General features: G+C 73.6%; 24 protein-coding genes. 17 read left to right on the forward strand and 7 right to left on the reverse strand.

Annotated features, from left to right (window positions below):
• Positions 1-989 (reverse strand): serine/threonine-protein kinase (locus RKE29_RS12270; protein ID WP_312005220.1); only part of this gene is annotated, 989 nt, incomplete at its 3' end.
• A 395-nt stretch (positions 990-1,384) separates the two neighbouring features.
• Here RKE29_RS12270 and RKE29_RS12275 point away from each other — a divergent pair.
• The 10 genes from RKE29_RS12275 to RKE29_RS12320 all read left to right on the forward strand — a co-directional run bounded on the left by RKE29_RS12275 (position 1,385) and on the right by RKE29_RS12320 (position 12,576).
• Complete coding sequence (locus tag RKE29_RS12275; protein ID WP_312005221.1) at positions 1,385-2,746, forward strand: aspartate aminotransferase family protein; 1,362 nt, start codon at positions 1,385-1,387, stop codon at positions 2,744-2,746.
• Between the two features lie 94 nt (positions 2,747-2,840).
• On the forward strand, positions 2,841-3,536 hold the full coding sequence (locus RKE29_RS12280; protein ID WP_312005222.1) for a GntR family transcriptional regulator: 696 nt from the start codon (positions 2,841-2,843) through the stop codon (positions 3,534-3,536).
• Positions 3,537-3,807: 271 nt separating this feature from the next.
• Positions 3,808-6,270 (forward strand): glycosyltransferase family 2 protein, encoded by a 2,463-nt coding sequence (locus RKE29_RS12285; RefSeq protein ID WP_312005223.1) that lies wholly within the window; start codon positions 3,808-3,810, stop codon positions 6,268-6,270.
• Positions 6,267-7,013 carry a SigE family RNA polymerase sigma factor gene (locus RKE29_RS12290; RefSeq protein WP_312005224.1) on the forward strand — a complete coding sequence of 249 codons (747 nt, stop codon included), beginning with the start codon at positions 6,267-6,269 and terminating at the stop codon, positions 7,011-7,013. Before RKE29_RS12285 ends, RKE29_RS12290 begins: the two co-directional genes overlap by 4 nt.
• A gap of 924 nt (positions 7,014-7,937) precedes the next feature.
• On the forward strand, positions 7,938-8,117 hold the full coding sequence (locus RKE29_RS12295; RefSeq protein WP_312005225.1) for a hypothetical protein: 180 nt from the start codon (positions 7,938-7,940) through the stop codon (positions 8,115-8,117).
• Positions 8,098-9,948, forward strand: a complete 1,851-nt coding sequence (locus RKE29_RS12300; RefSeq protein WP_312005226.1) for an asparagine synthase-related protein — start codon at positions 8,098-8,100, stop codon at positions 9,946-9,948. The genes RKE29_RS12295 and RKE29_RS12300 overlap by 20 nt, the downstream gene beginning before the upstream one ends.
• Positions 9,942-10,205: a PqqD family protein gene (locus RKE29_RS12305; protein ID WP_312005227.1), complete on the forward strand. Its 264-nt coding sequence runs from the start codon at positions 9,942-9,944 to the stop codon at positions 10,203-10,205. The genes RKE29_RS12300 and RKE29_RS12305 overlap by 7 nt, the downstream gene beginning before the upstream one ends.
• On the forward strand, positions 10,202-10,633 hold the full coding sequence (locus RKE29_RS12310) for a lasso peptide biosynthesis B2 protein (RefSeq protein ID WP_312005228.1): 432 nt from the start codon (positions 10,202-10,204) through the stop codon (positions 10,631-10,633). The genes RKE29_RS12305 and RKE29_RS12310 overlap by 4 nt, the downstream gene beginning before the upstream one ends.
• Entirely contained in the window at positions 10,630-11,760 is a 1,131-nt protein-coding gene (locus RKE29_RS12315) for a protein-L-isoaspartate O-methyltransferase (protein WP_312005229.1), read from the forward strand. Before RKE29_RS12310 ends, RKE29_RS12315 begins: the two co-directional genes overlap by 4 nt.
• 378 nt (positions 11,761-12,138) lie before the next feature.
• Positions 12,139-12,576, forward strand: a complete 438-nt coding sequence (locus tag RKE29_RS12320; protein WP_312005230.1) for a hypothetical protein — start codon at positions 12,139-12,141, stop codon at positions 12,574-12,576.
• A 48-nt stretch (positions 12,577-12,624) separates the two neighbouring features.
• On the opposite strand, the gene RKE29_RS12325 is transcribed toward RKE29_RS12320, so the two are convergent.
• From RKE29_RS12325 to RKE29_RS12335, 3 genes are all read right to left on the reverse strand, one after another.
• Positions 12,625-12,783 carry a hypothetical protein gene (locus RKE29_RS12325; RefSeq protein ID WP_312005231.1) on the reverse strand — a complete coding sequence of 53 codons (159 nt, stop codon included), beginning with the start codon at positions 12,781-12,783 and terminating at the stop codon, positions 12,625-12,627.
• A gap of 413 nt (positions 12,784-13,196) precedes the next feature.
• Positions 13,197-13,511 carry a hypothetical protein gene (locus RKE29_RS12330; protein WP_312005232.1) on the reverse strand — a complete coding sequence of 105 codons (315 nt, stop codon included), beginning with the start codon at positions 13,509-13,511 and terminating at the stop codon, positions 13,197-13,199.
• A gap of 130 nt (positions 13,512-13,641) precedes the next feature.
• Positions 13,642-14,421 carry an aminotransferase class IV family protein gene (locus RKE29_RS12335; RefSeq protein WP_312005233.1) on the reverse strand — a complete coding sequence of 260 codons (780 nt, stop codon included), beginning with the start codon at positions 14,419-14,421 and terminating at the stop codon, positions 13,642-13,644.
• An 831-nt stretch (positions 14,422-15,252) separates the two neighbouring features.
• On the opposite strand from RKE29_RS12335, the gene RKE29_RS12340 reads away from it, so the two are divergent.
• Positions 15,253-15,906: a hypothetical protein gene (locus RKE29_RS12340; RefSeq protein WP_312005234.1), complete on the forward strand. Its 654-nt coding sequence runs from the start codon at positions 15,253-15,255 to the stop codon at positions 15,904-15,906.
• 239 nt (positions 15,907-16,145) lie between these two features.
• Here the strand turns inward: RKE29_RS12340 and RKE29_RS12345 are convergent, their stop codons facing one another.
• Positions 16,146-16,901 carry an SLATT domain-containing protein gene (locus tag RKE29_RS12345; protein ID WP_312005235.1) on the reverse strand — a complete coding sequence of 252 codons (756 nt, stop codon included), beginning with the start codon at positions 16,899-16,901 and terminating at the stop codon, positions 16,146-16,148.
• Positions 16,902-17,268: 367 nt separating this feature from the next.
• On the opposite strand from RKE29_RS12345, the gene purD reads away from it, so the two are divergent.
• The gene (purD, locus tag RKE29_RS12350; protein WP_312005243.1) at positions 17,269-18,525 is read left to right on the forward strand and encodes a phosphoribosylamine--glycine ligase; all 1,257 of its coding nucleotides are present in this window, start codon (positions 17,269-17,271) and stop codon (positions 18,523-18,525) included.
• Between the two features lie 48 nt (positions 18,526-18,573).
• On the opposite strand, the gene RKE29_RS12355 is transcribed toward purD, so the two are convergent.
• Both RKE29_RS12355 and RKE29_RS12360 read right to left on the reverse strand, forming a co-directional pair.
• On the reverse strand, positions 18,574-18,870 hold the full coding sequence (locus RKE29_RS12355; protein ID WP_312005236.1) for a hypothetical protein: 297 nt from the start codon (positions 18,868-18,870) through the stop codon (positions 18,574-18,576).
• The gene (locus RKE29_RS12360) at positions 18,867-19,058 is read right to left on the reverse strand and encodes a toxin-antitoxin system HicB family antitoxin (protein ID WP_312005237.1); all 192 of its coding nucleotides are present in this window, start codon (positions 19,056-19,058) and stop codon (positions 18,867-18,869) included. Before RKE29_RS12360 ends, RKE29_RS12355 begins: the two co-directional genes overlap by 4 nt.
• A gap of 711 nt (positions 19,059-19,769) precedes the next feature.
• Here RKE29_RS12360 and RKE29_RS12365 point away from each other — a divergent pair.
• The 5 genes from RKE29_RS12365 to RKE29_RS12385 form a co-directional block, all read left to right on the forward strand.
• Complete coding sequence (locus tag RKE29_RS12365; protein ID WP_312005238.1) at positions 19,770-20,714, forward strand: helix-turn-helix transcriptional regulator; 945 nt, start codon at positions 19,770-19,772, stop codon at positions 20,712-20,714.
• A complete protein-coding gene (locus tag RKE29_RS12370) occupies positions 20,699-21,568 on the forward strand; it encodes a transcriptional regulator (protein ID WP_312005239.1) in 870 nt (289 codons plus the stop codon). The genes RKE29_RS12365 and RKE29_RS12370 overlap by 16 nt, the downstream gene beginning before the upstream one ends.
• A 109-nt stretch (positions 21,569-21,677) precedes the next feature.
• Positions 21,678-21,938, forward strand: a complete 261-nt coding sequence (locus RKE29_RS12375; protein ID WP_312005240.1) for a hypothetical protein — start codon at positions 21,678-21,680, stop codon at positions 21,936-21,938.
• Positions 21,935-22,678 carry a hypothetical protein gene (locus tag RKE29_RS12380; RefSeq protein ID WP_312005241.1) on the forward strand — a complete coding sequence of 248 codons (744 nt, stop codon included), beginning with the start codon at positions 21,935-21,937 and terminating at the stop codon, positions 22,676-22,678. The genes RKE29_RS12375 and RKE29_RS12380 overlap by 4 nt, the downstream gene beginning before the upstream one ends.
• A 1,297-nt stretch (positions 22,679-23,975) precedes the next feature.
• Positions 23,976-25,406 (forward strand): hypothetical protein (locus RKE29_RS12385; RefSeq protein WP_312005242.1); only part of this gene is annotated, 1,431 nt, incomplete at its 3' end.

A 25,406-nucleotide genomic window follows, 5' to 3' on the forward strand; every position in this document is an offset into this window, starting at 1 on the left:
GGCGCCGGTACGGGCGCCGCGGCCGGCCGCGCGCCGGGCGGCAGCAGCGGCGGCGCGGGCACCACCGGCGTGCCCGGCGCGGCCGGGGTCTCGACGTCCAGCAGCTGCACCGCGTGCCGCCCGAGCTGCGCCACCAGGCTGCCCGGCAGCCACGGCTCGTCGGAGTCCGCGCCCGCCGGGTCCGCCGTGCGCTCCAGCAGCTCCTCCAGCGTCGGCCGGACGGACGGGATCTTGGACAGGCAGTCGGTCACCAGCTCGCGCAGGCCCTCGGGCAGGCCGTCCAGGACCGGCTCCTCCTGCGCGATGCGGTACATCACCGCGTGCACGCCGCTGTCGGAGGTGCCGAACGGCTGGCGGCCGGTCGCCGCGTACACCAGCACCGAGCCGAGGCAGAACACGTCGCTGGCCGGGGTGACCCGCTCGCCGCGCACCTGCTCGGGCGACATGTAGCCGGGCGAGCCGACGACCGCGCCGCTGCGCGTCAGGATGCCGTCGGTGACCGTCTCCAGGGCGCGCGCGATGCCGAAGTCGATGACGCGCGGGCCGTCGATGGTGACCAGGACGTTCGACGGCTTCAGGTCGCGGTGGATCAGATTGGCGCCGTGGATGGACTCCAGCGCCCGCGTCAGGCCGTTGGCCAGGATGGTCACCGACCGCTCGGGCAGCGGCCCGTACTTGGCCACCACCGAGTGCAGCGACGGGCCCGCGATGTAGCCGGTGGCGACCCAGGGGGTGGGCGCCTCGGTGTCGGCGTCGAGGACCGGCGCGGTCCACTTGCCGCCGACCCGCTGCGCCGCGCGCACCTCTTGTTTGAAGCGGCGCCGAAACTCCGTCTGCTGCGCCAGGTCCTGCTGTACGAGCTTCACCGCGACCGTGCGGCCCCGCGCCGAGTGTGCCAGGAACACCCGGCCCATGCCGCCCGAGCCCAATCGTCCGACCAGCCGGTACTCGCCGATCCAACGAGGGTCCTCGGCCCCCAGGTCTTCCATGTCGTCGTCGTCCCTTCCCCTGTCAACCCTCGCCAGAGAATAGAGGCGGCGGTGAGTGAAGTGGACGACGCGTGCGATCTGTTACCGGTTCCGTATGTAAGGGAGTCATTTCCGGGGTTCCCAGGGCCCCGGCGTAGGGCGGATTCGGCATTCCGCCACGGGGCTCCGCTTCGGCCCCTCCACGGCGGCCCGCCGCGCCCCGCGCCCCGACGTGGCCCAGATCATGGCGGCCGCGCACGCCGGGCGGCCGGGCCGGTCCGTACGCTGGGCGGCGAGATCCCGCACGACCCGGGCCACCCGCGAAGCCGCACGACGCCCCGTACGCTCCCGGCAAAACCGGGCGACCGCCCGGCACCCGAGCCGCGAACCACCCGCACGACCCCGAGGTATCCCCCGTGACCACCACCCCCGCCCCCGACCCCGAGACCGGCGCCGCCGTACGGGCCGCCGACCGCGCGCACGTCTTCCACTCCTGGTCCGCGCAGGGGCTCATCGACCCGCTGGCGGTCGCGGGTGCCGAGGGCTCGTACTTCTGGGACTACGACGGCAACCGCTACCTCGATTTCTCCTCCCAGCTGGTTAACACCAACATCGGCCACCAGCACCCCAAGGTCGTCGCCGCCGTCCAGGAGCAGGCCGGGCGGCTGTGCACCTTCGCGCCCGGCTTCGCCGTCGACGTGCGCTCCGAGGCCGCGCGGCTGATCGCCGAGCGCACGCCCGGCGACCTCGACAAGATCTTCTTCACCAACGGCGGGGCGGAGGCCGTCGAGCACGCCGTGCGCATGGCGCGCGTGCACACCGGCCGCCCCAAGGTGCTGTCCGCCTACCGCTCGTACCACGGCGCCACCGCCGGGGCGATCAACCTGACCGGCGACCCGCGCCGCTGGGCGTCGGACACGGCGTCGGCGGGCGTGGTGCACTTCTGGGGCCCGTACCTCTACCGCTCGCCCTTCCACTCGGCAACGGAGGAACAGGAGCGCGACCGGGCGCTCGCGCACCTCGCGGACACCATTGCGTTCGAGGGCCCGGAGACGGTCGCGGCGGTGCTGCTGGAGACGGTGGTCGGCACGGCGGGCATCCTGGTGCCACCGCCCGGCTACCTGGCGGGCGTTCGCGACCTTTGCGACCGGTACGGGGTCGTGCTGATCCTCGACGAGGTCATGGCGGGCTTCGGGCGCACCGGCCGCTGGTTCGCGGCCGACCACTTCGGCGTCGTGCCCGACCTGCTGACCTTCGCCAAGGGTGTCAACTCCGGGTACGTGCCGCTGGGCGGCGTGGCGATCTCCGCGAAGATCGCCGCCACCTTCGACCAGCGCCCGTACCCCGGCGGCCTCACCTACTCCGGCCACCCGCTGGCCTGCGCTTCCGCCGTGGCCACGATCAACGCCATGGCGGAGGAGGGGATCGTGGAGCACGCCGCCGCGATCGGCGAGCGGGTCCTGGGCCCGGGCCTCGCGGAACTGGCCGCCCGGCACCCGTGCGTGGGCGAGGTGCGCGGCACGGGCGTCTTCTGGGCGCTGGAGCTGGTCCGGGACCGCGCGACGCGCGAGCCGCTGGTGCCGTACAACGCCACCGGCGCGGCGGCCCGGCCGATGGCGGACTTCGCTGCCGCGTGCAGGCGGCGCGGCCTGTGGCCGTTCGTGAACATGAACCGCACGCACGTCGTCCCGCCCTGCACGGTCACCGAGGCGGAGGCCAAGGAAGGACTGGCCATCCTGGACGAGGCGCTGCGCGCCGCAGATGCCCATCTGACGTGAAATCCAAACCCCTCAGTACGACGACCCTCGCATATCGTGATGTGAGGGCCGTCGGCATTCGACACGCGGCGGCCGTGGAAGGAGACGGTCGTCGATGCCTGTGCCCGGCACCAGCCCGGTCAAGCGCAGTACCCTGAGGCAGCAGATCGCCGAGGCGCTTTACGACGAGATGCTCGCGGGCAGACTCCCGGCGGGCCGCCAGTTCACCGTGCGCGAGGTCGCCGACCAGTACGGCGTGTCCGCCACCCCCGTGCGCGAGGCCCTGCTCGACCTGGTGGCGCAGGGGTTGCTGGACGTGGAGGAGCACCGGGGCTTCCGCGTGCACGAGTTCACGATCGAGGACTTCCGGCACATGATCCAGGCCCGTTCGATGGTCGTGGAGGGCCTGTTCCGCCAGTCCCTTGCCGTGGGTACGGCGCTGATGCGGTCCACGCCGGAGGCGATGGTGTCGCTGCACCGGCGGGCCGAGGAGGCCGCGCGCGCCGCGCGCAGCGGCGACCTGGACATCCTGATCGGCTACGACCTGCGCTTCTGGGGAGAGCTGGTCGGTTTCATCGGGAATCCCTACATATTGGAGTTTCTGCAGAGGCTACGCGCGCAGACGTGGGTCTTCACCGTTCCGTACCTGCGCGGCGTGCCCGACCTCCGGGGCAAGCTGTGGGCCGACCACCCGGCGCTGGCCGACGCCCTCGGGCGGGGGGACGCGTCCGCGGGCGAGCGGCTGATCGGAGCGTACAACGACGACTTCCAGGGGCTGATAGAGGGACTGGTGTCGCGCGGCCGCCCCTGAGTCGCCGCCCGGCGCCGCCCGCGCACCGTACGACCACCCCGCGCCCGCCGCGTACGACGGCCCGCGCCCGCCGCGTACGACCACCGCGCCTCCGCGCGACGCACCGCCCGTCCGCACGACGCGTACCCATGCGTATACCCGTGCGTATACCCGTACGTAGGCGAACGAGCGCACCGGGTGCACATCCGTGCGAGTGTGACGTGGAACACGCAACCTTCCGGGGGGCCCAAGTGGTCTCCCACGCGTGCTGGAATACCCCACCGGCCCATCAGTGGCCCATCTCTCCGCAGACGCCGTCGATCTGACCGTCGTCGTCCCGGCGTACAACGAGGAGCAGCGGCTGCGCCCGACCCTCGACGCCATCCGCAGACACCTCGACGCCTCGGGCCGCTATCCGAAGTGGGAGCTGATCGTCGTCGACGACGGCTCCACCGACGGTACGGCGGCCATCGTCCAGGAGGTCGCGGCCGCCGACCCGCGCGTACGGCTGCTGGGGTCCGGGGACGGCCTGGAGTCCCCGTACACCGGCAACCACGGCAAGGGCCACGCGGTGCGCATGGGCGTGCTCGCCTCGCGCGGCCGGTACGTGCTGCTGGCCGACGCCGACCTCGCCACGCCCATCGAGGAACTGGACGCGCTCCAGGACCGGCTGGACGAGGGCCACTCGGCCGCCATCGGCTCCCGGGCCCACCCGGAGGCGCGCATCGAGGTGCGCCAGCACCCGGCGCGCCGCGCCCTGGGCCAGGCGGGCAACCGGCTGATCCGCGCCCTGGCCGTGCCCGGCGTGCGCGACACCCAGTGCGGCTTCAAGCTGTTCGACGGCGACCGCGCGCGGGCCGCCTTCGGCCGGTCGCGGCTGGACGGCTGGGGCATCGACATCGAGATCCTGCGCATGTTCCGGCGCGCCCGCTGGTCGATCAGCGAGGTGCCGGTGCGCTGGGCGCACCAGACCGGCTCGAAGATACGGGCCCTGGACTACGCGCGCGTGCTGGCCGACCTGGCCCGGGTGCGGCTGTACGCGCTGGGCGAGCGGCTGCGGCCCGCCGACCGCCTCGCCCTCACCCTCTTCCTGCTCGGCGCGGTCTGGCTCTACAAGGGCCTGTGGATGGGCCCGAACCACCGCTACATCAGCGACAGCGGGCAGGACCAGAACCAGTGGGAGTGGTTCTTCTCGGTCACCGCGCACAACGTCGGGCACCTGGACAACCCGCTGTTCACGCACCTTCAGAACGCGCCGCTGGGCGTGAACCTCATGGCGAACACCGTGATGCTCGGCCTGTCCGTGCCGCTCGCGCCGGTCACCGCCCTGTTCGGCCCCGGCGTGACCTGGGCGCTGGTGCTCACCGGCGGCCTGGCCGGGACCGCCGCCGCCTGGTACTGGCTGCTGGTGCGCCGGTTCGTGACGTCCCGGCTGGCCGCCGCGCTCGGCGCCGCGCTGGCCGCCTTCGCGCCGCCGATGATCTCGCACGCCAACGCGCACCCGAACTTCGCGGTGCTGTTCATGATCCCGCTGATCGTCGACCGGCTGCTGCGGCTGTGCGACCGGGAGACCGCCCGGCCGGTGCGCGACGGCGTGACCCTGGGCCTGCTCCTCACTTACCAGATCTTCCTCGGCGAGGAGCCGCTGCTGATCGCGTGCATGGCGATGCTGCTGTTCGCGGTCGGCTACGCGGCCATGCGCCCGTCCGTCGCGCGCGCCGCCCTGGTGCCGCTCGGCCGGGGCCTGGGCGTCGCGCTCGCGGTGAGCCTGCCGCTGCTGGCGTACCCGCTGTACTGGCAGTTCTTCGGCGACCAGAGCTACCACGGGCTGCCGCACGGCCCGCAGGGCAACTCGCCGCGCGCGCTGGTGGAGTTCGCGGGCCGCTCGCTGGCCGGCGACGAGGCCACCGCGGACAGGCTCGCCGTCAACCGCACCGAGCAGAATGCTTTCTTCGGCTGGCCGCTGCTGGCCCTGGCCGCCGCCCTGCTGGCCGCCCTGTGGCAGGACGTGCGGGTACGCGCCCTGGGCTTCACTGCCTTCGTGATGGGCCTGCTGTCGCTGGGCCGGACGATCCCGCTGCCGTGGACCGACCGCGAACTGCCCGGCCCCTGGCGGCTGTTCGCCGACCTGCCCGGCCTGGACTCCATCCTCGAATCCCGGCTCGCCATGGCCGCCGCGCCCGTCCTGGGCATCCTCCTCGCCCTCGGCTGCGACCGGCTGGCCGGCAACCAGGACGGCGTGGTCCGGTTCGCCGGGTGGGTGGCCGTGGTCACCGCCCTGCTGCCCATCGTGCCCACCGCCTACCCCACCACCGACCGCACCCCCGTGCCGTCCTTCATCGCCGACGGCACCTGGCGCTCGTACGTCCCGCGCGGCCGCACCCTGGTGCCCGTACCCGTGCCCAGCGCGGCCGGCGCCGAGGCCCTGCACTGGCAGACCACGGCCGACCTCGGCTTCGCCATCCCCCAGGGCTACTTCGTCGGCCCGTGGGGGCCGGACAAGATCGGCGTCTACGGCGCCGTGCCGCGCCCGACCAGCAGCCTGCTCAGCCAGGTCCGCGACACCGGTCTGGTGCCGGCCATCGGCCCCCAGCAGCGCCAGGACGCCCTGACCGACCTGGCCTACTGGCACGCCGGCGCGCTCGTCCTGCCCCCGCAGCCGAGCGACGGCGCCCTGCGTGAAACCCTGAAGCAGTTGCTGGGCCAGCCGGGCGAGTGGGTCGGAGGCGTCTGGGTGTGGAGACTGGGTGGGTGAGCGAAGGGGGCCCAGCCGCTGATGCCGAACGCGCCTACACGGCGTACGTGTCGGCGCGGCTGCCCGTGCTCCGCCGCGTCGCCCACCTGCTGTGCCGGGACCCGCACCGCGCCGACGACATCGTCCAGACCACGCTCACCAGGCTCTACGTCCACTGGCGGCTGGCCTGCGCCGCCGCCGACCTCGACGCGTACGTGCACGCCATGCTCGTACGCTGCTTCCTCAACGAACAGCGGCTCGGCTGGGCGCGGGTGCGGCTGGCCGGCACCCCGGAGGAGATCCCCGGACTGCCGCCGGCCGCCCGCGGACCCGACGTCGAGACGCGCACGGTCGTGCACACCGCCCTGTCCCGGGTGCCGCCGCGGCAGCGCGCCGTGCTGGTGCTGCGCTTCCTGTGCGACCTGTCGGTCGCCGAGGTGGCGGGCATACTCGGCTGCTCGGAGGGCAACGTGAAAAGCCAGTCCGCGCGAGGCCTCGCCCGGCTGCGCACGCTCCTGGGCGGCCAGTTGTCGCCGTACGGGGTGCCGCTGGAGGGCGTCGGACCGGCGGCGGGCGGTGCCGGTCCACCGGGCAGAGCGGGGCCCCTGGCCGGGCCCCTGGGCGGCGGAGGGCCCAGGGGCGGCGCGGGAACCAGGGGCGGCGGGGCGACCAGGAGCGGCGCGGGCACCGGCGACGGTGGAGAAACCCGCGGCGCGGGAACCAGGGACGGTGGGGGACCCGCGGACAGCGCGGGGAGGGAGTAGCGCGCATGCCGAACGTGCCGAACGTGCCGAACGTNGGCGAACTGGCGGTGTGGGGCCGAATGCTGCTGCGCGTGGCGACGGCCTCGGCGCGCGACAACCGGCCCGAGGACACCGAGCAGGCGCTCGCGCTGGCCGAGAGCGCGGCGGCTGCGATCGGGCGGCGGCGGGTCCCCTTCTCGCCGCTCCACTGGGCCCGCTTCTCGAAGGTCACCGTGGAGATGAACCGCGCTGAGAAGGCCATGGTGGAGGACAGGCCGGACGCGGTCTTGGCGCTCGCCTCGCAGATCCGGGCGAACGCGCTGCCCAAGACGTCGGGCAACCGGAACCGGTATCTCCTCGACGTGGCGAAGGCCCAGACACGTACCCGGCAGTACCCGGAGGCGATCATGACGCTGAAGGGGATCTGGCGTGACTCGCCGCAGTGGCTGCCGTACCAGCGGTACGCGCAGGACATTCTCAGCGAGATCATCGGCAAGCGCCGCACGTTGACGCCAGACATGCGGGCCCTCGCGGACATCGTCCGGTTGCCCATGTGACCGCCGGTGGTGCTTCAGCGGCCGGGGCCCTGAGAGTGCCGTTGAGCACGATCGCCGTGCACACTTAGCGTCACTGCATCGATACACCCCGCCCGCAAGGGAGCGCGCGATGCATGACGCGCCCAGTCCACCGACCCCGGCCGCCCGTCCGGGAGCTGTACCCGAGCCGGGCATCACCCTGGCGGCCGGGGCGGGGCAGCGCGGTGCCGCTGGCCCTCCGCACAGTCGGCGGCCGGGCGGGCCGGTAGCACGCACCTGTCCCTTTCGGACGCCGCGTTGTGACGGCACAGACACCCCAGCTCTTCGCCGGGCCATGCCCGTGCACGAGCCCGGCGAGAGGACCTGGCACCACCGGGACGCACCACCGAGGACAAGGAGGAACCCCGCAATGATCGAACCCGAGGCGCAGCATGAGCCCGTTGCGGGCGCAGGGTACGAGGCGCCTACCGCCCGCCTGGCCGGCACCCTCGTCGGCCTGGCTGCCGGTAGCTACAGCGAGGGCCAGTCCGACGACGGAGACTTCTCTACCGTCAAGTGGCAGCCCGGATATGCGGCTGACGCTCGCTGAGTGGTTCGCTGTGCTGCCGGGAAACATCTCGGCAGCACAGCGGACCGCTGTCATCTCCCGCTGTAAGGCCGCCGACCCGGGCACCCGGGTGCTGGCCGTCCAAGATGGGCAGCCGTGGATCGTCGGCCGCTCGCTCCGCCCGCTGGTGATCGCCCGATCCGGTGTCACCACGGTGGCTCTGATCGGCACCCACGGCCTGGACGAGGCCCGTCTGGTCGGCCAGGTCAAGGGGTTATGGGCGTGTGGGGTGGAGCCGCTGATGCGGCATCCGGGCAGTTACCACGCCATTGCCCGGTTCGGCGACGAGGTGTGGGTGTGCGGGGATACCGCCGGGATGCGGCCGGTGTTCACTGCTGAGATCGCCGGCCATCTGGTGCTTGGCGACCACGCCCGCATCCTGGCCGAGACGGCAGGGCCGGTCCGGCTGGACCCTGCGCACCTGGCCGCGCATCTGCTTGCCCCCGCACCGCTGTTGGCCCTGGCCGACTCCGGTGCCACCTGCTATGAAGGGGTGCGGGCCGTCCCGCCTGGCTGGGCGGCCCACATCACCGCGGGCGGCGCGTTGTCGGTGCGATCGTGGTGGTCGGTTCCCGACGATGAGGTGGACCTGCCCGACGCCGCAGCCGGCTTCCGCGACGCGCTGGCCCAGGCCGTAGCCGTCCGCACCGGGAACGAGGACGGCATAGTGGCGTGCGAGCTGTCCGGCGGCGCCGACAGCACCGCGATCTCCGCGCTCGCCTACCGGCAGGCCCCAGGCCGACTGCTCAACATGACCCGGATCCCGGCGGATCCAGGCAACGACGACCTCGACTGGGCCCGCACTGCCGCCGCCGAGCAGGCAGGCGTCCGGCACCACATTTTCGGACCGGATGACATCCCCGAACAGTTCGCCGGGCTGGGGGCCCCGTTCCGCCTCGACGCCCCCAGCCCGGCCGCGGTCAGTCCCGACCGGCAAACCGCCTGGTGGAGGCACGCCACTGCTGCGGGAGCCAGCGTGCTGCTGTCCGGCAAGGGCGGGGACGAGGTGATGCTGGCCGCGTGGCCGTACCTGCACCATGCCCGCCGCCGTGACGCGCGCACCGCCCGCCGCCACGTGGCAGGCTGGGCCGCCTTGTGGGGTGTGTCCCGGCGGCAGGTCAAACAGTTGGCCGCCGACCCGGGCCCGTACCGCGCCTGGCTCGCCACGCTGTGCGAACGTCGGCTCGATCCGCCCGCAGCGGGCTGGGAAGCCGGACCCCGCGTGCCGCCCTGGCTCACCAGGCAGGCACGCGAGGCGATGACCGCGGCCCTCGGCGACGTGGCGAGGGCCGCGCGCCCGCTGCACGAGCGAGTCCACCAGCACACCACGATGGCGGCGCTGCGCTCCCTCGCCCGCTGGGCACGCCTCCAGGCGGACGCCGCCGGCAACTTCGGGATCGATCTGGGCTACCCCTACACCGACCGAGCCGTGATCGAGGCCGCCCTGCGGTGTCGCGCTGAGCAGCGCATCAGCCCCTACCAGCTCAAACCGCTGCTGACGCAGGCGATGGAAGGAATCGTCCCCGCGATCAATCTCACCCGGCGGACGAAGGGCGGCTATAGCGCGGACACTGCCGGTGCCCGCATCCGTCACCGGCCGGGACTCGCCGCTCTCCTGGGTTCCGGCGGCGTGCTGGCCGACCTCGGCCTGGTCGATGTCGGGCCGCTGACCGCCGCGGCCCAGGGGTGGGATCGAGCCGATACGCGCACCGACTTGATGCTGCACCTGACCGTCATGTGCGAGATCTTCGCCCGTACCGCCAGTAACCACTCGATGCCCAGCGGCGTTGGCGTATCGGAGGCACGATGCTGACCCTCACCCCCGGCGTCCGTGTCCTGGCCGATCCGACCACCGGGCGTGCCACCTTGACCACGCCCAGCGGGCAGGTATGGCTGCTGAACGCCACCGCCACCACCGCGGTGAGCGCTCTCGCCGACGGGGGCACGGTCGTCGATGCCGAGGCGGCCCTCGTCCGCGCCTGGCCCGCGGTGCCCGCGGCACGGCTGCGCACCGATCTCGACGCGCTCCTTGGCACCCTCCAGCAGGCCGGAGCGGTGACCGCCTCGTGAGCTTCCCCGTTGCGCTGCCACCTCGCGTCGCACTCGGTCCCCGCACCTGGCTGCTCGCCCGCGCCTGCGGCCTGATCGCCTCGCGCATCGCCACTCGCCCCGAACGGATGGACCGCGCGGTACGCCGGGCCCAGCGCTCTGCCCGCCCCTCCAGCCCCGCGCAGGCCGAACGCGCGGTACTCGCGGTGTGCACCGCCACCATCCGGCTCGGTGGAACGGCCGCTTGCCTGACCCGCTCGCTGGCCGCGCTGCTGTACTGCCGCGCACACGGACACACCCCCGCGCTGATATTCGGGATCAGACCCGGCACCGCCCAGGTCCACGCCTGGCTGGAGGCCGACGGCCACCCCGTCGCCGAGCCCAGCAATCCCTGCCTGCTCTACACGCCCGTCACCCGCTACCCGTCGCAGGAGATCAATCAGCCGTGACCACCACCACCGACTGGATGCCACTCGCCCGGCAACTCGCCGACACCCTCACCACCAAGGGCGCCATCGTCTCCGAGACCGTGGCGCACGCCATCGCCTCGGTGCCCAGGCACCTGTTCATCACCGGGCACTACGCCACCGGAGCGCACCGTACGGTCGACCCTGCCCAGCCCACCGACGAACTGCTGCACCTGGCCTACGCCGACCGCGGCATCATGACCCACATCCCCACCGACGCCGCCGAAGGCTGGTCCAGCACCTCCCAGCCCTCCATCGTCGCCAAGATGCTGGAAGCCGCCGCACTCACCCCGGGTATGCGGGTCCTGGAAGTAGGAGCAGGCACCGGCTGGAACGCCGCCTTGATCGCCTACATCACCGGCGCCGAGGTCACCACCATCGAGACCTCCCCGGTGGTCGCCGACGAGGCCCGCGCCGCACTGGGGCGGGCCGACGTCCAAGGCGTCACCGTGGTCACCGCAGACGGCTACCTCGGCCACGACGCCGCTGGCCCGTACGACCTGATCCTCGTCACCTGCGGCGTCTCCGGTATCCCCGCTGCCTGGCTCGGTCAACTCGCCGACGGCGGGAGCGTCCTCGCACCCCTCGCGCACGGCGGCCTCCACCCCCTGACGCGCATCCGCCCCACCGCCGCGGGGCTGACCGGGCGCCTGGTGACCAACGCGGACTTCATGGCCGCGACCGGCCCCCTGTACGCCGCAACAACCCCCGCGCCCATCGCCCGCGACGCCGCGCTGCCCGCACCGGACCCCGCCGCCACCCGACGCGGCACCGTGCCCGCAGGACTGGACCCACGCGGGGACTACGTCGACCTGTGGATGCACCTCGCAGCCCGCGACCCACGCACCACCTGCGCCAGCGCCGAAGGCACCTCCGACTACACCGGCTGCGCCCTCGTCGCCGACGATGACACCGCGGTGTTCGTCCAGCCTGGGGCCCTCCACCCCACCCCCTCACCCGCCGCGCAGGCGCTCGCCGACGAGGCCGGACAGCTCATCGCCGAGTGGACCGAATCCGGGCGTCCGGCGCTGACGGCCTGGTCCTGCTCCTTCGCCCCGGCCGGGCAGCCCACCCATCCGGTCCTCGCGCCCGCGGCCTGGAGCCTGTAGTAACCCACCGGGCACGTCCGGATCGCGTTGAAGTGCCCCTGGGCGCGTCCTCGGCGGCAGAAGGCGCCGGATCTGAGGGCGGACAGGCTCAACCCCGACGCCATCCGCATCGAGGCGTTCGAACTCGACGGTGTTCTCGTGTCGACCAACACACGCGGTCTGTCCGCGCTCAGTCTCGCGGGCTACCGTCCGACCAACATCGCCAGGACCCGAGAGAGGCGGTCAGCAATTCCGTCCGGGCGCGGCTGCGCGAGACGATCCCCGGAGGCGGTGGCAGACGTCCCTCCAGGCGCATCCCCGTGACCGAAAGCAGGGACGATGACAGCAGAATCCTGTACTGGGCGGAGATACCGGACACGCCCTGAGTGAGGAGTTCTCGTGGCATACAAAGTCCTCGGTGGGGCGGAACTTTCCACCGGTTGGGCGGACAATGCTCGTGTCGAGGTGCTGACGTACGCGGGAGGGAACAACTCCACTGTCATCATCGAATATACTCGGGGAGCCAAACCCAAGGGGACGGTCCGGCTGCGATTCGAGCAGGTTATGTCCTTCGAGTGGACTGGCTCTGACTACGAATGCCTGATGCCAGATTCGGACGACTTCGAATTCGGCCTGATCGAAGTCTTCGACTCGCAGAAACTGCGCACGCTCGCGGAAAAGGCACGCCTGCCGGGCGTGGTCCTCACGGACAGCAAGGTCGAGTACCAAGGCCGTGTAGTGCTCCACCACTACCGCCTCGGCTTCGACGACCACGGCACCTATGACCTGGTCTGCGGCCGCCCCGTCGAGATCACTCACCTCTACCGCGAAACCTGACCCGCCCCGCGCACGCGGAAGCCTCAAGGCCCATCCGCCCGGTCGGAACTATGATCGGGACGTGATCGACCAGCATCCCGAGTTCGGACCATGGTGGCGCAGGATGAACGGGCCGGGGCCGCGGTGATCACGGTTGATGTCCAGGGCCATGGCGTTGTCGCTTTCGGTGATGACCCGCCGCGGGCGCGGTACGTTGCGGTCGGCCACGTTGGCGCCCTTCGGCCGACTGGGCGCGGCTCGGGGCGCCCGGTGCGAGGCGTGGTGGAAATCCTGCGCCGTTTCAAGCGGTCTGGCCCCGCGTGCCCTGCTCGGTGGGGAGTTCGTTCCGGGTCCGGGAATCACCACCGCATTCCACTGAGATACGCCGCGGAGGACGACAGTTCGGCCCCTTCATGCCCCAGTGCATTGCGGAAGAAGCCGTTCACTGTGGGACTGCCCCGAGAGTTCGCTGAGTCGGTGCTCGTCGGCTGGACGAACAGCGGTGTGGACATGCCCGCGGGCGTCCTGCGTGTGGACCGCTCGGGTTTCGACGAGGTCGAGTCGGCCCCCGTGTTCGAACAGGCCGCCGAGGCCCTGCGTTGCGTGCTCGGTGTCCGGCAGGTACTCCCACGCCCAGTCGCTCACCTTGCGGTCACCTCGGCCGTCGCGGCGGCCAGCAGCTCACCGACCTCTACGGCGGCGGCCCGCGCGGCCTCCCGCGTCACCGCCTCGCCGACGACCCGCTCCAACGCGCGCAACCGAGCCGCCCGCGCGGGGTGCCGGTGCAGCGATACCCACACGGCCCACCGGTGCAGGAACGTGCGCATCGGCACGGTGCTGTCCGCTTGTAGTGCCTGCTCCCAGGCCGTATGGAACTCCCGCTCGAACGCGATGGCGGCGGCGGGGGCGAGGCGCTGAACGGCCGCCCGCAGGGCCGATTCGGACTGCGGCGGCATGGGGAGCAGCGGCTCGTCATCCGGCTGCGGCTCGGTTGGCTGGGTGCTCGTGGTGACCTCCGTGTGCGGCGTGACGGGTCTTGAGTGTTGACGGGACTACCCCCGCGCCCGCGGGAACCACCCCAGCGCTTTAGATCTCTTCGCCGGGGATTCCCTGGTACGCCTGTCGCAGAGCCGTGAGCACGGGGTGCTCCGCGGGCAGCGTCGTCTCGTCGATCGCGCTGATCGCGCGCACACCGATCGTGGTGTTCGTGGCGAAGGCAGCCTGCATCCCGCACGCCGCGGCGAGAGAGATGGTCGCTGTCGTGGAGTCGTGGCGCTGTTGGAGCAACGCCATGGTGACTCCGGGCAGCATGTCGGCCTTGGGCCAGACGACGTTCCCCTGTCCGTCGATGAATCCGGCATTCCAGGTCCCGCCTTCGGAGACCAGGCCGTTGGGGCCCACGAACAGCGCGTCATCGAACCCCGCGAGCTGCGCGGTGCGACGCGCGTAAAGGGAGCCGAAGAGCCCGAGGTGCTTCACGCCCGGGGTGTCGCGGGTGAATGGAACCGTCTTCACCCGCAGCGCTGGCATGGGCAGCCTGGCCGTCGGCCTGGTGGTCACGAGGACGTGCGGGGTGGCAGGTGCGGCAGGGCGCCCGATGTCCAGCGATGGGTCGAAGACCGTGATGCGGATGACGAAGGAGCCGGTGCTCGTGGATACGGCGCGGCGGGCGTACTCGCGCACCTGTTCAAGGTCGAGGGGCACGCCGAAGACCGTCCGGCAGTCGCGGGCCAGGCGCTCCATGTGCAGGTCGAGACCGCGCACCCGCTGATCATCGACGCGCATGGACGTGAAGTGCCCGTAGTTCGCGAGGGCCAGCGCCTTCAATTCGTCGGGCGTCACCGGGTTTCCGTTCAGTTCCATCATGCCTGTCAGTGTTCCAGCGGCTTCAGGGAATCCGGGTCCTGTCGCCGCCGAAGTTCAGCAAGCGCCCGCGCGGGGAAGACGGGCCAGCCGTCCGCGGACTGCATCTCTCGCTGGGGCTACCCCGCGCCCGCGGGGACGACGCGCCCTGGTCGCCTGATCCCCTGACCGTCGAGGGACCACCCCCGCGCCCGCGGGGACGACCGAATCGGGTGTCGATGAGGTCTGGCCCGTCGCGGACCACCCCCGCACGCGCGGGGAGCACNGACAGGCGGCACAGGCGGGACGACGAGCTGGAGTGGGAGGCCGAGCGGCTGCTGTCGCCGCTGCGCGGCCCGGGTGCGGACCCCTCCCCGGGACCCGGCGGCGACGTGGAGCGCACGGCGCGGGCCGTCCGGGAGGGCAGGCGCCTGGTGCGCGTACGGCGCGTGACCCTGCCGGTGGCGGCGGCCGCCGCCGTCGCCGTCGTGGTCGGCGTGCTCGCCCTGTTCATCCACGTGCTGCCCGCCGCCACCGGCGAGCCGCCCGACATACCGCCCCGCGGCCCCCTGGAACCGCTGGAACCGCGCCTGGTGCCGCGCCTGGTGCCGCCCGTACGGCCGGCCGCGGAGGCCACGGCCACCGCGGCCGACCTGCCGACGGGACCGGTCAGGTTCGCCCGCGCGGACCCGGCGCGCGGCCCGCGGCCGGCCCCCCGGCCTCCCCAGCCGCTCCCCGGGGAGCCGTTCCCGGCCACCACGGCGAAGTGACGCGCAGCCGACTTCGCGGAGGGTGCGCGGAGGGCTACGCTGGCCGGTCCACCGACCACCCACGAGACCCGAGAGTGAGATCCCGTTGGCATGTGACCTCTGGCTGGTCCCCCTCGTCGACGTGCTGCTCCACAACCCGGACAACCCCTTCGCCGAGGACATCGCCGCCTACGACAAGGCCCTCGGGGACGCCGGCCTGCCGCCGGTCCCGGTCTTCGGCTACGTGCCGGGACTGGCCGGGGACGTCGCCCCGGTCGCGGGTTTCGACTACGACGCGCTGCACTTCCTGCGCCGCGCCTACCTGCTGCACGTGTGCGGCCTCAGCGTCACGCCGGTGGACGAACTGGGCGGCGACTACGAGCAGTTGCTGGAGATGTTCGAGTCGACCGCGCAGCAGTCGCACCTGGTGTGGCACTACGACCACGCGGGCGCGTACGTGCCCGTCGACTTCGCCGCCCCGCTGACCAACGACGAACTCCTCGAAGGCGGCGGCCCGCTGGGATCCAGCCACGGCCTGCTGCGCGAACTCGACCTGGTCGCCCCGGCACTCGGCATCGACCCGGCCAAACCCCCGCCCGCGCCGGTCGTCCCGCACCGCCCCACCGGCCTGGACGAGCCCGCGCCGCCGCTGCCACCGGGCGAGGACGGCCCGTTCGGGCGGGAGCGGCAGGTGTGGCGGGGGCTGCACGTGGCGGCGACGCGGAGCCTGAGCCAGGGCGCGATGATCGTGTTCAGCTGAGCCTCGTCCGTGCGCCCGGCCGTAGGACCAGGCCCATACGACCGGGCGTACGGGCCGCCCCGGTGACGCTCTGCCCTTGTACGGACCGCGTGCCGCGGCCGGAGCAGACCGCAACCGGACCAGGCGCCTACCGGACCGGACCGCGACCGGGACATGCCGGAACCGAAGCAGGCCGGAACCGGGCCAGGCCGGAACCGAGACAGGCTGCAAGCGGGCCAGGCCGGAACCCGAGCAGGCCCTTACCGGGGCGGCTCGGGCGGCCGCTGGCGCGGCATGGTCGGCCGGGTGCCGGGCGGCACGGGGAAGCGGCCGCCCGGCCCGGCGGCGTCCGGCCGGTGCCCCCAGTGGGTGAGCGCCTGGGTGAGCAGCGGCGGCGAACCGGTGTGGAAGTCCACCATCCAGCCGGTGGTCTCGGCCCGTACCAGCTCCGACACGTCCTCGCTGAACCGCCGCAGCACGGTCAGGCACCGCTCGGCGGCCTCGCTCGCGGTCCCCTCGGTCGGGCCCAGGACCTCCCGCACGCTCTCGGCCGCCCAGTCGAACTGGAGCACCTCAAGCCGCCGCTGCACGGCCTGGGCGGTGGCCACGTCCCGCATCCAGCCGGACGTCACCCCGAAGAACCGGTCGAAGCCGGCACAGGCGGCGGCCAGCAGCAGGGCCAGCACGCCCCACCGGGCCCCGCCGTCCAGCGTGCCGGTCAGCTCCAGCAGCGGCAGCGCGGCGCCGACCACGGCCCCGGCCGCGGTGCCCGCGCGCAGGCCCCGCGCGACGCGGCGCTTCCAGACCCGGTCGGCGAGGTACCGCCCGGCCAGCCGCAGGGCGCCGTCCTCCACCCAGGTGTACAGCTCTTCGAGGCGCTTGGCGGGCTCGCCCCAGTCGCCGTGCGGGAAGGGCCGCCCCAGCAGGTCGGCGCGCCCGTCCCGGTCCGGCCAGGCGCGCTCCTTCCAGCCCGCTCGCCGGGAAAGGCCCTCGGGGCGCATCTCCGACTGACTCACCCGTTGCACTTCCTCTCGCGGCCGCGTGTCCGGGTCATTCCTACCGTCGAACGGGCGGCGGCGCCGCCAGGATCGGAAGGTTACCGCCCGTAAGTAGTGGGGGGCCGACGGGTCCCGGGCGTGGACCTCACTCAAAAGAGTGCGCTACGGCACGGAACGGACCTCTCGGACGAGCGGGACGAGCGGTCGGCGCCGAGAGGAGAAGGGCCGGCCGGGCGGCCCGGCCCGGGGCCCGGGCGGCAGCGCACGAAGCCCCACCCGGACGCCGCCCGCCCGCACCCGCCCGCACCCCGCGCCGCACCCCACCCGCACCCGTCCGGACCGCCCGCGGGCCGCCCGCGGACCGGAGGCAATAGGCTTGCCCCTCGTGAAGGTCCTCGTCATCGGAAGCGGCGCCCGCGAGCACGCCCTGTGCCGCTCCCTGTCCCTCGACCCCGACGTCTCCGCCCTGCACTGCGCGCCGGGCAACGCCGGCACCGCCGAGGTGGCGCAGTCGCACGCGGTCGACGTCCTCGACGGCCCGGCCGTCGCGGAGCTGGCCGCCTCGCTGGGCGTCGGCCTGGTCGTCGTCGGCCCGGAGGCCCCGCTGGTCGCGGGCGTCGCCGACGCGGTGCGCGCCCGCGGCATCCCGGCCTTCGGCCCGTCGGCGGAGGCGGCGCGGATCGAGGGCTCGAAGGCGTTCGCCAAGGAGATCATGGCGGCGGCCGGGGTGCCCACGGCCCGTAGCTACGTGTGCCACACCCCGGCGGAGATCGACGCGGCCCTGGACGCCTTCGGCCCGCCGTACGTGGTCAAGGACGACGGCCTGGCGGCGGGCAAGGGCGTGGTGGTCACCGAGGACGCCGAGGTGGCGCGCGCGCACGCGCTGAGCTGCCAGCGGGTGGTCATCGAGGAGTACCTGGACGGCCCCGAGGTCTCCCTGTTCGCGGTCACGGACGGCGAGACGGTCGTCCCGCTTCAGCCCGCGCAGGACTTCAAACGCGCGTACGACGGCGACGAGGGCCCGAACACGGGCGGCATGGGCGCGTACTCCCCGCTGCCGTGGGCCGACCCGAAGCTGGTGGACGAGGTGCTGGCGACGGTCCTCCAGCCCACGGTGGACGAGCTGCGCCGCCGGGGCACGCCCTTCACCGGCCTGCTGTACGCGGGCCTGGCGATCACCTCGCGCGGGGTGCGGGTGATCGAGTTCAACGCGCGCTTCGGCGACCCGGAGACCCAGGTCGTCCTGGCCCGCCTGAAGACCCCCCTGGCAGGCTTCCTGCTGGCCGCCGCCACCGGCCGCCTCGACGGCGAGCCCGCGCTGCGCTGGCGCGAGGGCGCGGCGGTGACGGTCGTCATCGCGGCCCACGACTACCCGGCCACCCCACGCACCGGCGACCCGGTCACGGGCCTGGCGGAGGTCGCCGAACAGGACGCCCCGGACGCGTACGTCCTGCACGCGGGCACGAAGCGGGACGAGGCCACGGGCGAGATCGTCAGCGCGGGCGGCCGGGTCCTGTCGGTGACGGCAACGGGCTCCGACCTGACGAAGGCCCGCGCCCGCGCGTACCGCGCGGTGGCCCGCATCGGCCTGGAGGGCTCCCACCACCGGACGGACATCGCGGCACGGGTGGCGGAGGGGTAGGCCCTCCGGGCCCGGGGCATGGGGGCGACGCCGGATCCGGCCCAGGCGCTACAGGTCGAGCACCGCGCGTAGCGCTTGGCCGACGCGTGCCATGGCGGCAGGGTCGACAGAGCCCAGGCACTTGCCGCCGTCGAACCGGGCGACGCGGAGCTGCTGGAGGTTGACCGCGACCGCCGTGCAGGACAGCGGGTCGCCGATCACCACCGACATGGCCGTGTCGGGGTAGCGGCCGGAGGGGTGCAGCACGATCGCAAGCACCGCGCCGAACGCCGTTTCCAGCCCGTCCAGCGATACGACCAGGACGTTCCGTCCGTCATCGAGGGTCCAGATCTCCCCCCGCTTCACAGGGCGTCGCCCTCGCCCGCCAGGTCGTCGCCGAGGCCGAGCGCGGCAAGCCGCTGCGCGGCATCGAGGACGGCCTGACGGCGGGCGGCGCGCACGATGTACGCGTTCAGGCTCAGGCCAGCCGCCTCGGCGCCCGCGCGGATCGACGGGTCCAGCTCATCAGGAATACGCAAGGTCATCACCGACATGCCACCATACTAGCCACCACATTGCGGTGGCGTGGCCCGGTGGGCGCCCCGCAACCGTCGCCCGAGGGAGGGGCCGGACCTCGGCCGCCCCCACCTCGGTCGTCGCGGCGACGGACCACCCCCGCACGCGCGGTCCCACTGTGACGACAGCACCAGGCCCGGGGGACCACCCCCGCACGCGCGGGGAGCACGCATCGGCCCCGGGCGGGGGTCACACCGCGCCGGACCACCCCCGCCCGCGCGGGGAGCACCTGCCGTGGGAGCCCCAGGAGGTCGCGGACTCGGGACCACCCCCGCACGCGCGGGGAGCACCGGTTGTGGGTGTGCTCATTCCGAGGCCTTCCGGGACCACCCCCGCCCGCGCGGGGAGCACTCTTCCTGACCTGCGGCTTCCCTGGCAAGGGTGGCCGTTTTCGTTCACTTGCCGATGAGCGTACCCGCCGGTGCGCCGACGCACCTTCACCCGGTCCGACCCCCAACAGCACGACGGCCCCTAACGGGTGGTCAGGGGCCAATCGGCTTGCNAGTGGTCGTTTTCATTCACTTGCCGATGAGCGTACCCACCGGTGCGTCAACACACCTTCACCCGGTCCGACCCCCAACAGCACGACGGCCCCTAACGGGTGGTCAGGGGCCAATCGGCTTGTTTTCCCGGCTAGTTGCGGGAGTACCGTTCTGAGTGTCTAGGCCAGAACGAACAATGGAGTCAGTATGCCTGACGACGAGACCCTTGGCGGCCGCCTCCGGGACATTCGCAAGCGGCGCGGCATGACCCAGCGCGAACTCGCCGTCGCCTCCGGCGTGTCGCTCTCCTGGATCCGGGACCTGGAGCAGGGAGTCAAGGCGGACACCCGGCTGGAGACGGCCCGGAAGCTGGCGTCGGCCCTGCGGGTCCGGACCACGAAGCTGATCGCGAAGGAGACCCGCGAGCACCCGGTCGAGGACGACGCCGGGCAGTGGGCGGCCGTACGGGCAGCGCTCACCTCGCCCGAGCGCCACGCCCATATCGAGGAACCCCCCACCGCCCAAGGCGTCCAGGACGCACTGTCGGCGGCGACCCGGCACTACTCCGGGGGGGACCTCGACGGCATGCGCTCGCTGCTGCCGAAGCTGATCCACGACACCAAGGTCCTCGTCTCGCTGGACCCGCAAGGCGTCGCCCTCCGGGTGCAGGTCATGAAGATGGCGGGACATCTCATGACGCAGACGCGCCAGTTCGAAGCTGCGGAGGTGGCGTTGCGCTGGGCGCTCAGCGGCGCGCCCGACGGGGTGCACGGCGCGGCGGTGACGGACACGCAGTGCTGGCTGCTCCTGCGGAGNTCTGGAGACGGCCCGGAAGCTGGCGTCGGCCCTGCGGGTGCGGACCACGAAGCTGATCGCGAAGGAGACCCACGAGCACCCGGCCGAGGACGACGCCGGGCAGTGGGCGGCCGTACGGGCAGCCCTCACCTCTCCCGAGCGCCACGCCCATATCGAGGAACCCCCCACCGCCCACGGCGTGCAGGACGCACTGACGGCGGTGACCCGGCANNNACGAGCACCCGGCCGAGGACGACGCCGGGCAGTGGGCGGCCGTACGGGCAGCCCTCACCTCTCCCGAGCGCCACGCCCATATCGAGGAACCCCCCACCGCCCACGGCGTGCAGGACGCACTGACGGCGGTGACCCGGCACTACGCCCGGGGGAGCCTCGACGGCATGCGCTCACTGCTGCCCAAGCTGATTCACGACACCAACGTCCTCGCCTCGCTGGACCCGCGAGGCGTCGCCCTCCGGGTTCAGGTCATGAAGATGACGGGCCAGTTCATGACCCAGACGCGCCAGTACGACGCCGCGGAGGTGGCGCTGCGCTGGGCGCTCAGCGGCGCGCCCGATGTCGTGTACGGCGCGGCGGTGATCAACACGCAGTGCTGGCTGCTCCTGCGGAGCGGGCGGCTGGCGGAGGCCCGGGAGTTGGCCGTCCAGTGGGCCGACGACACCGAGCCGCGCATCTCCCGGGCGACGCCCAGCGAACTGGAGGCGTGGGGCCGACTGCTGCTGCGTGTGGCGACGGCCTCGGCGCGCGACAACCGGCCCGAGGAGGCCGCGCAGGCGCTGGCGCTGGCCGAGAGCGCGGCCGCTGCGATCGGGCGGCGGCGGGTCCCCTTCTCGTCGCTGAGCCTGGGCCGCTTCTCCAGGTTCTCCGTGGAGATGAAGCGCGCCGAGCACGCCATGGTGGAGGACAGGCCGGACGCGGTCCTGGCGCTCGCCTCGCGGATTCCGACGAAAGCGCTGTCCAAGACGTCGGCCAACAACTGGAACCGGTATCTCCTCGACGTGGCGCAGGCCCAGACCCGTCTCCGGAAGTACCCGGAGGCGATCGGGACGCTGAAGGGGGTCTGGCGCGATGCGCCGCAGTGGCTGCCGCACCAGCGGTACGCGCGGGACATCGTTCAGACCATCATCGGCAAGCGGCGGACGCTGACGCCGGACATGCGGGCCCTCGCGGACATCGTGCGGTTGCCCATGTGACCGCCGGTGGTGCTTCGGCGGCCGGGGTCCCCAATCTGCCGTTGATCACGATCGCCGCGCGCACTTAGCGTCACTGCATCGATACACCCCGCCCGCAAGGGAGCGCGCGATGCATGACGCGAACAGCCGACCGACCCTGCCCGGTCACCCGGGAGCCGTGCCCGAGCTGGGCATCACCCTGGCGGCCGGAGCGGCCTTACGGCGTACGGAGCGGGGCATCGCGGTGCCGCTGGCGCTGGGCTCGGTCGGGGGGCGGGTCGGCCGGGGTGAGCTGACGCTGGACGAGCGGCAGGCCCGCCGCCTGTACGCCGACCTGGGCCAGTTCCTCGGCGAGGAGACCGGCTCCGAGGCCGGGCGGTGCGCGCGGTGACCGGCCGCGCGCAGCCCAGGCGCACCCCCGGCGACCGCGCCCGGCGCGCCCACCTGGCCGCCGTCGCCAGCGGCTTCGACCTCGACGGCCCCGGCGACGGCTTCGACAGTGGCATCGGCAGCGGCTTCGACGGTTTCGCGTGGTGGACCCCGCCGTACAACGACCACGAGGCCCGGCCCGCGGGCGGCGCGTGGGACGCCGTACGGGTCCCGGTCCCGCTGGGGGAGCGGACGCTGGCCGTGCTGCGCGAGCGGACCGGCGCGGTGGTGGAGGACTCCGGCCGCGCCGTCCTGTACTGGTTCGTGCGCCCGTACGCCGCCTCCGGCTGGGACCTGGCCGAGGTCCGGGTGCTGGGCACCGGGTCCTTCGTCGTCCTGCCGGCCGTCCACGTCACCGACGGCTCCCTGCCCCGGTGGCGGGTCCGGCCCCGGCTCGGCTGCCTGCTGACCCACCCGGCCCACCTGCGCGCCGCCCTCCAACTCGCCGTACGCGGAATGCCCGGGCCGCCCACCTGCACCGGCTGCGCCAGGACCGCCGAACCCCTCTTCCCCTGCCGCCCAGGCGGGTGGGTGTGCCGGGAGTGCGCGCCGGAACACCTGCGCTCCGAGGAGGCCGAGGCGCTGGCCCGAGAGCACGCCGCCCGCTGCCCGGCCTGCCGGGCGACCGGCGGTCCGTGCGCGCTCGGGGGCACCCTGCGGCAGCTGTACCAGGCCGTGCTGGCCCACCGGAACGGGTCGTGACCGGCTGGGCGCGGCTGGTCCGCGCCTGGGACCGGCTGCGGGCCGCGAGGGCCCGCCGGGCGGCCAGACGGCAGGCCCTGCGGGCGGCGGCCCAGCGCTTCCAGACCGGAACGCGCGCCCCGGTGTCGTACGTGGAGCGGCTGCTGTGGCCGGCCGACGCCGAGCTGACCCACGCGCTCGTACGCCACGCGACCGCACGCCGGGACGACCCGGAGCGAACCCCAGCTCCCCGGCCGGGGCGGCGGGCGGCTGGTCACCGCCCGCGCTTCACCCGCCCCGCCGGGGCGCGGCGGCGGTCCATCCCCCCGGGGCCGCCCCGCACCGCCCGGCTCTGGCCCACCCCTTTGCCCCTGGGCCAGGGCCGGGCACCAGACACCGACCAGACCGACCAGACCAGGCGGACGGCTGAAGGCCCTGGGCGTGGTGAGCCCGGAGCCGGTGGAAGCAGCGGCCCGCCCTCTGATACCCGGCCGCACGGGGTCCTGGGGAGGCATCCCCGGCCGGGCACCCCGGCCCCGACAACGCGCACCTCAGCGCGCCCCCTGGACGGATCACCACAGATGGCAGGGGGTACGGAGCCGAAGGGCCCCGGGACGCGGACATCCCCCGTCCCGGGGCCGCCCCCGCCCAGCGGGGACCACCGCACCACGCCGCGCGGCCGAGGCAACCTGGTCGGACCACCCCCGCTCACGCGGGGACCACCGCAGGTTTTCCTTCACCTCGGTGGAGAACCCGGGACCACCCCCGCGTGCGCGGGGACCACTCCGTGCTGCCGATGAGGACGGAGACCTTGCCGGGACCACCCCCGCTCGCGCGGGGACCACTCCGGATGCCAGGCGAGGTGGGCGTTGAGTTCCGGACCACCCCCGCTCGCGCGGGGACCACCCTCCGTGACCTGCACCCTCAGGGCCCCTTTGCCGTCCCTTGACCGCAGAGCCCCCCTCAGCCGTACCCCAAGACTGGCAGACGCCTCCGACAACAGCCCCACCCCCACCCGCCTCACCCATCCGGCACCCCCGCCCCCCAAACCCGGACCGACGGCGCAATGCGCCCGCGCGCGCCCCCCATACGTCCGATGGGTAACCCATGGTTCCCCCTTTGCCGCAAGGCCATTCCATCGGGTGAGCCGCCCCCTATCTTGCTGACGTCAAGTCGGCGGCCCAACTAGTGTGCCGATCAGGCGCGCTGCCAACTGGCTCACCGGCATTGCGCCTGGGGCGGCCGGTGCGACAGTGGGGAGAAGTGGTCCACCGCCGCCGCGCTCGCTGTTATCTCTCACCGGCTGGGCATCAAGGGGGTGATCGGAATCGTGGCAGGCCAGGAGACAGGCGTACACACAGCGCGCGCCCGCGCTCTCGCGGTGTTGCGCGTCCGGAGCGTCGCGGTCGCGGTCGCGCTGCTCCCGGCCGTCGCGGCCGCGGTGCTGCTGCTGGGCGGCGCCACCGGGCGCGTCGGGGGTTCGGACGGCGGTGGCTGGGACGCGGTCCGGTGGGCGGTGGTGGGCGGGGCCGTGGTGGTCCTGCTGGCGGCGGCGGGCACGGCCGCCGTGATCGCGCGGGCCAGGCCCGCGCTCAGCCCGACCGTGCCGATAGCCGAGGAGTCGGCGCCGGGCCTGCACCGGATGGTGCGCGACCTGGCCGACCGGCTCGACGTACCGGCGCCGTCGGCGATAGCGCTCACGCCCGACTGCGACAGCTGGCTTGAGGACCGTACGCACCCGGCGCACGGCCGCCGCCGCGGGCGGCGCCGCGACCCGTGGGCCGTGTCGCTGCCCGGCCTTGCCGGAGCCGAGGCGGACCCGGCGGGCCGGGGCGGCGCGCGGCGGGGGCGGGCGCCCGTACTGGTGATCGGGTCGCCTTTCCTGTGGTGGATGCGCGTCGCCGAGCTACGCGCGCTGCTCGCGCCGGTCGTCGCCGGTACGGGCCCGTCCGCGCACCCGGACATAGCGGCGGCCCGGCGGTTCGTACGGGGGCTGGACGCGGCCGTCGCGGCCATGGCCGCCGCTGCCGCCTCCGGGCCGCGCGTCCGGGCCTGGGCCTGCGGTTTCGTGGGCTGGGTGGCGCGGGTGCTGCTGCGCCGCTGCCGGGGGCAGGCGGCCGAGATGGAGCGTGCCGTCGCGGCGGCCGCCTCCGAGCGGGCGCAGAGCGTGGACTACGGGCTGCGGATCGTCGCTCAGGAGCAGGTGGGCCTGGCCTACGCGGGCTGGGACCGGCTGCTGAACCGGGTGGCGCTGCCCGCCTGGCGGATGGGCCGGTGGCCGTCCCGGCTGGACGCCGGGGTGGTGTCGGCGCTGACCGAGCTGTCCCGGCGCGACCGGCTGGCCGAGGGCTTCACCACACGGCTCGGCGAGCGGCCCGCGTGCGACCTGCTGGAGGAGCCGGGGCTGGTGGACGAGGCGGCGTCGCTGCTGGCCGCACGCCTGTTCCACGGCGGGCCGCCCGAGCCGGGGCCGGACTGGTCCCCGGTGCACTGGAGCCAGTACCCGCAGGAGGTCGTGGACCGCAAGTGGCGCACCGAGGCGGCCCGGCTGATCCGGGTGCTGGACGAGCCGTACCGGTCGGCCGGGTCCCCGCCGGACTCGGCGGCGGTCGGGCAGGGCGGGCAGGCGGTCGGGCAGGCAGGCCCGGCCGGGCAGAACGGGCGGGCGGTCGGCCCCGCCGGGCAGGCGGCGGGCGCGGCGGCCGGACCGGGCGCCGGGCGGTGGGGTGAGCGGTCTGCGGCGCAGCGG

It is taken from the genome of Streptomyces sp. B1866 (assembly GCF_031932565.1).
In the GTDB taxonomy this organism is placed as follows: domain Bacteria; phylum Actinomycetota; class Actinomycetes; order Streptomycetales; family Streptomycetaceae; genus Streptomyces.